10 protein-coding genes and 1 riboswitch are annotated in these 10,707 nt (G+C 62.2%); all 10 genes read right to left on the bottom strand.

Annotated features, from left to right (window positions below; all coding sequences use genetic code 11):
* Positions 1-13: 13 nt before the first annotated feature.
* The 10 genes from nrdF to rbfA all read right to left on the bottom strand — a co-directional run bounded on the left by nrdF (position 14) and on the right by rbfA (position 10,672).
* Entirely contained in the window at positions 14-988 is a 975-nt protein-coding gene (gene nrdF, locus ASC48_RS04295; RefSeq protein ID WP_055454556.1) for a class 1b ribonucleoside-diphosphate reductase subunit beta, read from the bottom strand.
* Between the two features lie 128 nt (positions 989-1,116).
* Positions 1,117-3,321: a class 1b ribonucleoside-diphosphate reductase subunit alpha gene (nrdE, locus tag ASC48_RS04290; protein WP_055454833.1), complete on the bottom strand. Its 2,205-nt coding sequence runs from the start codon at positions 3,319-3,321 to the stop codon at positions 1,117-1,119.
* Positions 3,315-3,713, bottom strand: coding sequence for a class Ib ribonucleoside-diphosphate reductase assembly flavoprotein NrdI (gene nrdI, locus ASC48_RS04285; protein ID WP_055454555.1), 399 nt, complete (start codon positions 3,711-3,713; stop codon positions 3,315-3,317). The genes nrdE and nrdI overlap by 7 nt, the downstream gene beginning before the upstream one ends.
* Before the next feature lie 22 nt (positions 3,714-3,735).
* Positions 3,736-3,957: a glutaredoxin-like protein NrdH gene (nrdH, locus tag ASC48_RS04280; protein ID WP_019963799.1), complete on the bottom strand. Its 222-nt coding sequence runs from the start codon at positions 3,955-3,957 to the stop codon at positions 3,736-3,738.
* A gap of 290 nt (positions 3,958-4,247) precedes the next feature.
* Positions 4,248-4,462: riboswitch (cobalamin riboswitch) on the bottom strand.
* Between the two features lie 235 nt (positions 4,463-4,697).
* The gene (locus ASC48_RS04275; protein ID WP_055454554.1) at positions 4,698-5,318 is read right to left on the bottom strand and encodes a 2,3-bisphosphoglycerate-dependent phosphoglycerate mutase; all 621 of its coding nucleotides are present in this window, start codon (positions 5,316-5,318) and stop codon (positions 4,698-4,700) included.
* A 31-nt stretch (positions 5,319-5,349) separates the two neighbouring features.
* Positions 5,350-6,162 carry a 4-hydroxy-tetrahydrodipicolinate reductase gene (gene dapB, locus ASC48_RS04270; protein WP_244270000.1) on the bottom strand — a complete coding sequence of 271 codons (813 nt, stop codon included), beginning with the start codon at positions 6,160-6,162 and terminating at the stop codon, positions 5,350-5,352.
* 262 nt (positions 6,163-6,424) lie between these two features.
* Positions 6,425-8,551, bottom strand: a complete 2,127-nt coding sequence (pnp, locus tag ASC48_RS04265; protein ID WP_055454553.1) for a polyribonucleotide nucleotidyltransferase — start codon at positions 8,549-8,551, stop codon at positions 6,425-6,427.
* A 227-nt stretch (positions 8,552-8,778) separates the two neighbouring features.
* Positions 8,779-9,048 carry a 30S ribosomal protein S15 gene (rpsO, locus tag ASC48_RS04260; RefSeq protein ID WP_055454552.1) on the bottom strand — a complete coding sequence of 90 codons (270 nt, stop codon included), beginning with the start codon at positions 9,046-9,048 and terminating at the stop codon, positions 8,779-8,781.
* Between the two features lie 219 nt (positions 9,049-9,267).
* Positions 9,268-10,203, bottom strand: coding sequence for a tRNA pseudouridine(55) synthase TruB (truB, locus tag ASC48_RS04255; protein ID WP_055454551.1), 936 nt, complete (start codon positions 10,201-10,203; stop codon positions 9,268-9,270).
* 40 nt (positions 10,204-10,243) lie between these two features.
* Positions 10,244-10,672 carry a 30S ribosome-binding factor RbfA gene (gene rbfA / locus ASC48_RS04250; protein ID WP_055454550.1) on the bottom strand — a complete coding sequence of 143 codons (429 nt, stop codon included), beginning with the start codon at positions 10,670-10,672 and terminating at the stop codon, positions 10,244-10,246.
* Positions 10,673-10,707 lie beyond the last annotated feature (35 nt).

Below are 10,707 nucleotides of genomic sequence, written 5' to 3'. Positions count from 1 at the left end.
CTCTGGCAGGGGCTCAGAAATCCCAGTCTTCGTCTTCCGTCGCCACGGTCTTGCCGATGACATAGGACGAGCCGGAGCCAGAGAAGAAATCGTGGTTCTCGTCGGCATTCGGCGAAAGAGCCGAGAGGATCGCCGGGTTCACCTTGCAGGCCTCCGCCGGGAACAGGGCTTCATAGCCGAGGTTCATCAGCGCCTTGTTGGCGTTGTAATGCAGGAACTTCTTCACGTCTTCGGTCAGGCCCGCACCGTCGTAAAGGTCTTCGGTGTAGCGGGTCTCGTTGTCGTAAAGCTCCAGCAGCAGGTCGAAGGCGAAGTCCTTGATCTCCTGACGGCGGGCTTCCGGCTCCCGGTCCAGTGCGCGCTGGAACTTGTAGCCGATGTAATAGCCATGCACCGCTTCGTCGCGGATGATCAGGCGGATAAGGTCCGCTGTGTTGGTCAGCCTGGCGCGGCTCGACCAGTACATCGGCAGATAGAAGCCCGAGTAGAACAGGAAGCTTTCGAGGAAGACGGATGCGACCTTCTTCTTCAGCGGGTCGCCGCTCCCGTATTGCTCCATGATCAGTGCGGACTTCTTCTGCAGGAACTCGTTCTCCTCCGACCAGCGGTAGGCCTCGTCCACGTCCGGCGTCAGGCAAAGCGTCGAGAAGATGGAAGAATAGGAGCGGGCATGCACCGCTTCCATGAAGGAGATGTTCGACAGAACCGCCTCTTCATGCTGGGTGACGGCATCTTCCATCAGCGTCACCGCGCCGACACCGTTCTGGATCGTGTCCAGCAGGGTGAGGCCGGTGAAGACGCGGATGGTCAGGCGCTGCTCTTCCGGGCGAAGGGTGGCCCAGGACTGGATGTCGTTGGACAGCGGAACTTTCTCGGGCAGCCAGAAATTGCCGGTCAGGCGGTTCCAGACTTCCAGATCCTTGTCGTCCTCGATGCGGTTCCAGTTGATGGCGCGCACGCGGGAGGCGGGCTTGATGTGCATGTTCATGATGCTTTCTCCACGGACCGGAGGCTTATACCAGCACTCAATGAGCTTGCCTCATTGAGTGCTGGTCAAGCCCGTGCGGCGCATGAGCAATTTCAAGGCGTAATGCGTCAGCATCGAAAGCCTTGGTATTAGAGAGTGCAGGACACGCAGCCCTGAACCTGTGTGCCGTCCAGGGCCATCTGGCGCAGGCGGATGTAATAGATGGTCTTGATGCCCTTCTTCCAGGCGTAGATCTGCGCCCGGTTGATGTCTCGGGTCGTGGCCGTGTCGCGGAAGAACAGCGTCAGCGACAGGCCTTGATCCACGTGTTGGGTGGCCGCGGCATAGGTGTCGATGATCTTCTCCGGCCCGATCTCGTAGGCATCCTGATAATAGTCGAGGTTCTCGTTCGACATGTAGGGCGCCGGATAATAGACGCGGCCGATCTTGCCTTCCTTGCGGATCTCGATCTTCGACACGATCGGGTGGATCGAGGAGGTCGAGTGGTTGATGTAGGAGATCGAGCCGGTGGGCGGCACGGCCTGCAGGTTCTGGTTATAGAGCCCGCCTGCCATCACCTCGGCCTTGAGGGTGCGCCAGTCGTCCTGCGTCGGGATATGGATTCCGGCATCAGCGAAAAGCTGCGCCACGCGCTCCGTCTTCGGCGCCCAGACCTGATCCGTGTACTTGTCGAAATATTCGCCCGAAGCATACTTGGACTTCTCGAAGCCCTTGAAGCTGCGGCCCTTTTCGACAGCCAGACGGTTCGACGCGCGGATGGCGTGATAGGTCACGGCGTAGAAGTAGATGTTGGTGAAGTCGATGCCTTCTTCCGAGCCATAGAAGATGCGCTCACGGGCGAGATAGCCGTGCAGGTTCATCTGGCCAAGGCCGATGGCATGGCTCTCCGCATTGCCGCGGGCGATGGAAGGCACGGAGGCGATGTTGCTCATCTCGGAGACCGCTGTCAGTGCTCGGATGGAAGTTTCGACCGTGCGGCCGAAATCATCCGAATCCATCGTCTTGGCGATGTTCAGCGAGCCGAGATTGCAGGAAATGTCCTTGCCGAGGTGCGAGTAGGACAGATCCTCCTCATAGACGCTGGCCTCGCTCACCTGCAGGATTTCCGAGCACAGGTTGCTCATGGAAATGCGGCCGGCAATCGGGTTGGCGCGGTTCACCGTGTCCTCGAACATGAGATAGGGATAGCCGCTCTCGAACTGGATCTCGGCGATGATCTGGAAGAACTCGCGGGCCTTGATCTTGGACTTGCGGATGCGCGCGTCCTCGACCATCTCGCGGTATTTTTCCGTCACCGAAATCTCGGAGAAGGGCATGCCATAGACCCGCTCCACGTCATAGGGCGAGAACAGGTACATGTCCTCGTTGTTGCGGGCGAGCTCGAAGGTGATGTCCGGCACGACGACACCCAGCGACAGGGTCTTGATGCGGATCTTCTCGTCCGCATTTTCGCGCTTGGTGTCGAGGAAGCGCATGATGTCCGGGTGGTGGGCATTGAGATACACCGCGCCCGCGCCCTGACGGGCCCCCAGCTGGTTGGCATAGGAGAAGCTGTCTTCCAGCAGTTTCATCACCGGAATGACGCCGGAGGACTGGTTCTCGATGTGCTTGATGGGCGCACCCGATTCGCGCAGGTTCGTCAGGCACAGGGCTACACCGCCGCCGCGCTTGGACAGCTGCAGCGCCGAATTGATCGACCGGCCGATGGACTCCATGTTGTCTTCGATGCGCAGCAGGAAGCAGGAGACCAGCTCGCCCCGGCTCTTCTTGCCCGCGTTGAGGAAGGTCGGCGTTGCCGGCTGGAAGCGGCCGGTGATGATCTCTTCCATCATCGCCATGGCCAAGGCTTCGTCGCCGCGTGCCAGCGTCAGCGCCACCATGCAGACGCGGTCTTCGTAGCGCTCCAGATAGCGCTTACCGTCAAACGTCTTCAGCGTATAGGACGTGTAATATTTGAAGGCACCGAGGAAGGTCGGGAAGCGGAACTTCTTCGCATAGGCTGCGTCAAACAGGTCGCGCACGAACTCGAAGGAATACTGCGCCAGAACTTCGGGCTCATAATAGCCTTCGGTGACCAGATAATCGAGCTTCTCCTTCAGGTTATGGAAGAAGACCGTGTTCTGGTTCACATGCGAAAGGAAATACTGGCGCGCTGCCTCGCGGTCCTTCTCGAACTGGATCTTCCCCTCATCATCATAGAGGTTCAGCATCGCGTTCAGCGCGTGATAGTCCAGCGCCGTGGACTGGCGGGCATTGCTGCCGCCGGAAGCCGGGGCAACGGCTGCGGAGTGGGTCTTTGCGCCCGCGTCCTGCGGGGAATCCGTGTCTAGCATGTCCAAAACCGTTCCAGTCCGTGGGTGACATTCCCGACATCCTCCGCCGTGCCCAGAAGCTCGAACCTGTAGAGGAACGGCACGTTGCACTTGGCGGAAATGATGTTGCCGGCGATGGCATAGCCTTCGCCGAAATTGGTGTTGCCCGCTGCGATGACGCCGCGGATGAGCTTGCGGTTCTGCTCCTCGTTGAGAAAGCGGATCACCGGTTTCGGCACCGCGCCCTTCGCCGTGCCGCCGCCATAGGTCGGCGTCACCAGCACGAAGGGTTCACTCACGAGGGGCACGGGCGCGCTGGCGTCCACGGGCAGGCGGATGGCGTCAGTCCCCAGCTTCTCGACGAAGCGGCGGGTGTTTTCCGAGGTGCTGGAAAAATAGACGAGCCTGCCCATGGTGCACGCGCCCTTCAGTGGTTCAGCCGAGGCCGCCGATAAGGTCCGGGCGGAAACCGGCCCAGTGGTTTTCACCGGCGACAACCACCGGCACCTGACGGTAGCCAAGGCCGGTCACGTAGTCATAGGCCGCCGTGTCTTCGGAAATGTCCACCAGCGTGTAGTCGATGCCCTTGCGCTCCAGGGCGCGGGTGGTGGCATTGCACTGGACGCAGGCGGGCTTGCTGTAGACGGTGACGGTCATCGGTCGATCCTCATATGACGGACGTGACAAAGGGGTCGGCCACACTTCTGCGCAGCCGGAGGCTGATAAAAACTCAGGGACAATTCCCGCGCTGCGGCACCCGGAGCAATCCGGTGGAGCGGAGGAAAACGGGCCGCAGGTGACTACCCGGGCGGAAACTCGAAAACGGCTCTCTTCATCATGCCTGCACCCCGAAGCACTGCTGCCGAAGCAGATGGCGCTGACCAGAGGGAGCGGACAGCCCGGCAGAGCCGGACATGAACTGACCACACCCCTCCGGCACCCCGCCGATGGACGTTACGCTCAAGGCAGGTCTCCTGGCTCACGGGTCATCACGCCGCCCCGCCTTCCCAAGCCTTGTGGCCAAGTGGCAGAATGGGACGAACGCTCACCGTTCACAGTTGCGGGGGCAGCCTGGGAATTGCCGGATTTCCGCCGGTTTCACCCTGTTCCCGTCTTAGCTCATCGGCGTTTCCGCCGGAGAACCCTGAACAGGACTCAACATAGCGTAGATTCGATTTTTATCAATCTCTATGTGAAGTCGCGTGTGATACCCACAAGATGTAGTGATCTGGCTTATGGGTGGCAAGGTGGAAAAATGGCGGAAATCTGCGAAAGGCCGCTTCGGGCGATGAAAAAGGGCACCCCTTTTGAGGGCGCCCTTGATGGCAAGATTGTGTTTTGCGGGGATCAGGTCACAGCAGCCCTTGATGTGAGCCGCGACTCTTGATCCGGGCGGATCAGTCCGCCAGATCCTCTACGCTGACCACCTGGCCGTCTTCGTCCAGGCGGTAGATGACCGGTGCGCCGGTGCCCAGTTCGCGCTTGAGGATCTGTTCCGGCGTCAGCTTTTCCAGTTCCATGATCAGTGCGCGCAGGGAGTTGCCATGGGCGGCAACGATGACGCGGGTGCCTTCCATGACGCGCGGCAGGATCTCGGCGCGGTAATAGGGCAGCACGCGCTCAGCCGTCATCTTCAGGCTTTCGCCGCCCGGAGGGGGCACGTCGAAGGAGCGGCGCCAGATGTGCACCTGCTCCTCACCGAATTTCTCGCGGGCTTCATCCTTGTTCATGCCGGTGATGTCGCCGTAGTCGCGCTCGTTCAGGGCCTGATTGCGGATCGTTTCCAGACCGTCCTGGCCGAGTTCGGCAAGGATGAGCTTCAGCGTGTGCTGCGCGCGGGTCAGGTCCGAGGTGAAGGCTACGTCGAACTTCAGCTTCATGTCGCGCAGCTTGCCGCCGGCAGCCTTGGCTTCGCGGATGCCTTGTTCGGTCAGGTCGGGGTCCTTCCAGCCGGTGAAGAGGTTCTTGAGGTTCCATTCGCTCTGACCGTGGCGGACGAGCACCAAGAGACGTTCCATGCACCGATCTCCTTGAATTTCAAAAGGTCTGTCAGTCGTTGAGGCCGAGCACGTCGGCCATGGAGTAAAGGCCCGGCTTGCGGTCGCGCGCCCACAGGGCCGCCCTGACTGCACCACGGGCAAAGATCTGGCGGTCTTCCGCCTTGTGGGTCAGTTCGATGCGCTCACCTTCACCGGCGAGGATGACGGTATGGTCGCCGACGACAGAACCGCCGCGCAGGGTGGCAAAGCCGATGGTGCCAGCCTCACGCGGGCCCGTGTGCCCGTCGCGCACCCGCACCGAATGCTCTGCAAGGCCGATGCCGCGCCCTTCGGCTGCAGCCTCGCCCAGGAGCAGTGCCGTGCCGGAAGGGGCATCCACCTTGTGGCGGTGGTGCATCTCGACGATTTCCAGATCGTAATCGGGGCCAAGGGCTGCGGCGGCCTTCTTCACCAGCGCTGCCAGCAGATTGACGCCAAGACTCATGTTGCCGGACTTGACGAGCCGGGCATGGCGGGCGGCAGCCTCCAGCTTCGGCAGGTCCTCATCCGTCCAGCCGGTGGTGCCGATGACGTGCACGATGCGCGCCTGGGCGGCGAGTTCGGCAAAATGCAGGCTGGCCTTGGGAGCGGTGAAATCCAGCACGCCTTCGGCGGCCGCAAAGGCGGCCAGCGGATCATCCGTGATCCTGACGCCGAGAGGCCCGAGACCGGCAAGCTCGCCAGCATCTTTGCCGAGGGCCGGTGAGCCTTCCCGTTCGATGGCGGCAGCAAGCACGCTGCCTTCCATGGCGGTGATGGCGCGCACAAGGGCCTGGCCCATCCGGCCGGCAGCCCCGACGACGACAAGACGCATCTGGCTCATGTGTGTTCCTGAATTTGTTTCCGGCCCGATATATCAGGCGGGAGGGGCGCGCGAAAGGGTTTGTGGCGGTGAAGCTGCGTGCCCAGGCCACGTGTATTCGTTCCCGGGGCGCCTTGTCCGCGCACGCGGGAGGGACGCGAGGGTGCCGCAGGCCGCGAGGGACGCAGCGGCAGCGCAGATCAAACCTGCCGGGCGCCGCCGGGCAAAAGAAAAGACCCGGGCTTGCGGCCCGGATCCCATGCTTTCAGGAGGTGAAAGCGGATTATTCCGCTTCCTTTTCCTTCTCGATTTCCTTGCCGGTTGCCTGATCGACAACCTTCATGGACAGGCGGACCTTGCCACGCTCGTCGAAGCCCATGAGCTTGACCCACACCTTGTCGCCTTCCTTGATCACGTCGGTGACCTTGGCCACCTTCTGCGCGGCGAGCTGGGAAATGTGGACGAGGCCGTCCTTGGCACCGAAGAAGTTCACGAAGGCGCCGAAATCGACGCACTTCACGACCGTGCCTTCGTAGATCATGCCGATTTCCGGCTCAGCGGCGATGGAGTTGATCCAGTTGATCGCAGCCTTGATCGCCTTGCCATCGGAGGAGGCCACCTTGACGGTGCCATCGTCCTCGATGTTGATCTTGGCGCCGGTCTTCTCCACGATTTCGCGGATCACCTTGCCGCCCGAGCCGATCACTTCACGGATCTTGTCGACCGGGATCTTCAGCACTTCGATGCGCGGCGCATGTTCGCCGAGTTCCGAACGGGCTTCGGTGATGGCGTTGGCCATCTCGCCGAGGATGTGGATGCGGCCATCGCGGGCCTGATCCAGAGCGACCTTCATGATCTCTTCGGTGATGCCGTCGATCTTGATGTCCATCTGCAGCGAGGTGATGCCGTTGGATGTGCCGGCCACCTTGAAGTCCATGTCGCCGAGGTGGTCTTCATCGCCGAGGATGTCGGACAGAACGGCGAACTTGTCGCCTTCCTTGATGAGACCCATGGCGATACCGGCCACCGGAGCCTTCAGCGGAACGCCTGCATCCATCAGCGCCAGCGAGGTGCCGCAGACGGTTGCCATCGAGGACGAGCCGTTGGACTCGGTGATCTCGGAGACGACACGCAGGGTGTAGGGGAACTCGTGGTGGTTCGGCAGCATCGGGTGAATGGCGCGCCATGCCAGCTTGCCATGGCCGATTTCACGGCGGCCCGGCGAACCCATGCGGCCCGTCTCGCCCACGGAATAGGGCGGGAAGTTGTAGTGCAGCATGAAGTGCTGCTTGTAGGTGCCTTCCAGCGCGTCAACGAACTGCTCGTCTTCGCCGGTGCCGAGGGTGGCAACGACCATGGCCTGGGTTTCACCACGGGTGAACAGGGCCGAGCCGTGTGCACGCGACAGAATTCCGACTTCCGAGACGATCGGACGGACGGTCTTCAGGTCGCGGCCGTCGATGCGGCGGCCGGTCTCGATGATGGCACCGCGAACGATCTCGGCTTCCAGCTTCTTGAACAGCTCGCCGACAACGGTGCCAGCCGGAGCTGCGTCGCCGCCGTTGGTGATAACGGCTTCCACGACCTTGGCCTTGGCCGCGTCAACGGCATTCTTGCGCTCGGTCTTGGAGGTGATCTTGTAGGCAGCGGTCAGATCGGCGGCAGCGATATCCTTGATCTTGCCATAGAGCTCGGAGTGATCCGGCAGGTTGAGAGCGCGGGGCTCCTTGGCTGCGGTCTCGGCCAGCTTGATGATGGCGTCGATCACGGTCTGGAAACCGCGGTGACCGAACATCACGGCGCCAAGCATGACGTCTTCGTTCAGTTCCTTGGCTTCGGATTCCACCATCAGAACGGCGTCATTGGTGCCGGCGACAACGAGGTCGAGCAGCGAATCGGCCATGGTGTCAATGGCCGGGTTCAGGACGTATTCGCCATTGATGTAGCCGACGCGGGCGCCGCCGATCGGGCCCATGAAGGGAACGCCCGACAGGGTCAGGGCAGCAGAGGCTGCGACCATGGCGAGGATGTCCGGGGCGTTTTCCATGTCATGCGACAGGACGGTCACGATTACCTGGGTGTCGTTCTTGTAGCCGTCGGCGAAGAGCGGGCGGATCGGACGGTCGATCAGGCGCGAGGTCAGGGTCTCATGCTCGGACGGACGGCCTTCACGCTTGAAGTAGCCACCCGGGATCTTGCCGGCCGCGAAGGCCTTTTCCTGATAGTTGACGGTGAGCGGGAAGAAGTCCTGACCGGGCTTCGGCTCCTTGGCGGACACGACAGTGGCCAGCACCTTGGTTTCGCCATAGGTGGCCATCACGGCGCCGTCAGCCTGACGGGCAACCTTGCCGGTCTCAAGCACGAGCGGGCGGCCTGCCCAGTCGACTTCAACACGATGAATATTGAACATGCAATGTCCTTACATATGCGTCCGCAGCCCCTTGGCATGCGGGCGGTTTCCGGCTGGCCCCGGACGGGCCGGTTACCGGGGACAGATCATGGGCAAGACGGCAAGACGCTTCCCGTGCCCCCTGGCACTTCGGGAGAGCATCCGGCGATCCTGCCCCATGACTGTCATGAGACTTCCTATACGCAAACGCGGCGGGCAAATCCACCCACCGCGTTTCCTTGTTATCCTTAGCGACGGATCCCGAGTCGGCCGATCAGCGTCTTGTAACGCCCTTCGTCCTTGCGGTTCAGGTAGTCGAGCAGGGAACGGCGCAGGGCCACCAGCTTCAGCAGGCCACGGCGGGAATGGTTGTCCTTCACGTGTCCCTTGAAGTGTTCGGTCAGGTTGTTGATCCGTTCGGTCAGAACGGCGATCTGCACTTCCGGAGAACCGGTGTCACCTTCTTTGATGCCATATTCCTTGATGAGCTGCGCCTTGCGCTCTGCAGTGATCGACATCGGTATGTCCTTTCATGGGATGAAGCTGGCCGCGCCAGCTGTATCTTGGCGGCTCATGGCCACCGTATGCCGCTCCTGCCGTTCAGCCAGGGCCGGGATGTCGTCCAGCAAAGGTCGGGCAGAAGGGATCGGGGCCGTCATTGGCCCGATTGCGCGGGAATATGACGGAGACGGCCTGCAAATTCCAGAAGAATCTTGAAAGGCCGCGCCCCGCCGTTCCTAAAGGTGAAGAATGCGCGAAGGCTGGAACCGGCCCTTGTCGATGAAGCCGAGTGCCACCGGCGTGCCGCCATGGCTGGCGAAGGCCAGATCGCAGGACAGCGGAGCATTGCGCCCGCGCAGCAGCACCGCCATGCCCTGGCGGATGCGGGCGGCATCGTCGCTGCTGACCGGCACTTCCGGCAGGTCCTCCAGCGCCTCACGCACCGGCAGCAGGAAGTCCATCAGCGCTTCCACATTGCCTTCCGCCTCTTCGGCAGCCCCGCTCAGCTCCTCCAGCGTCACCATATCCGCCTCGCCAAAGGGTCCGACCAGCAGGCGGCGCAGCTCGGTGACATGGCCGCAGGTGCCAAGACGGCGGCCAAGATCGCGCGCCAGAGCCCGCACATAGGTGCCCTTGCCGCATTCGGCCTCGAAGACGGCGCGGTCCGCGTCCGGCATGTCCACCAGCGTCAGCCGGTGCACGTCGATGGGCCGGGCTTCCAGCTCCACGTCCTCGCCGCCGCGGGCAAGATCATAGGCGCGCTCGCCGTCCACCTTGATGGCCGAGAACTTCGGCGGCACCTGCAGGATGGTGCCGGTGAATTCCGGCAGCACGGCGCCGATGGCGGCAGCATCCGGGCGCAGATCCGAGGTGGCGATGACCTCGCCCTCGGTGTCATCCGTGTTGGTTTCCGCGCCCCAGGTGACTTCAAAGCGGTAGATCTTGCGCCCGTTCATCACCATGGGCACGGTTTTGGTCGCTTCGCCAAAGGCAATCGGCAGGCAGCCGGAGGCACGCGGGTCCAGCGTGCCGGCATGGCCCACCTTTTCCGGATTCAGAATGCGCTTCAGGCGCGACAGGGCGTCATTGGAGGTGAGGCCATAGGGCTTGTCGAGCACCAGCCAGCCGTCAATGGCATTGCGCGGGCGGCGCTGCTTCTGCGGACGGGACATGTTTGTTTCCTGAAATTCCGGATGGACACAAGGGCGCGGTTCAATCCGCGCGCTCATCACCGTCTTCGTCCGCGCCGTCTGCAATGTCACGCTTCACATCGGGCGTGTGCAGCAGCGCGCAGATGCGGTCGTCGTCGTCAAAGCGGGTGTCGAGGATGAAGCGCAGGTCCGGCATGAATTTCATGGTCATGCGGCGGGACACCTGGCCACGGAAGTACTTGGCGCTGCGGTTCAGCGCCTTCACCACCTTGTCGCCGTTGTGGCCGCCCAGCGGCATGATCAGGCAGGTGGCCAGACGCAGATCCGGCGTCATCCGCACTTCAGGGATGGTGATGATCACCCCGTCCAGGTCCGGGTCGGACAGCTGGCCGCGGGTAAGGATTTCCGACAGTTCCTTGCGCACGATTTCGCCGACGCGAAGCTGGCGCTGCGAGGGCATGCCGGCGCCCTCTCCTGATGTTCTGGCCATTGGGTCATCCACTCAAACAGGCCCACCGGGGACGG

Source organism: Pannonibacter indicus (genome assembly GCF_001418225.1).
GTDB lineage: Bacteria > Pseudomonadota > Alphaproteobacteria > Rhizobiales > Stappiaceae > Pannonibacter > Pannonibacter indicus.
This window is presented reverse-complemented; position numbering and strand designations above follow the sequence as displayed.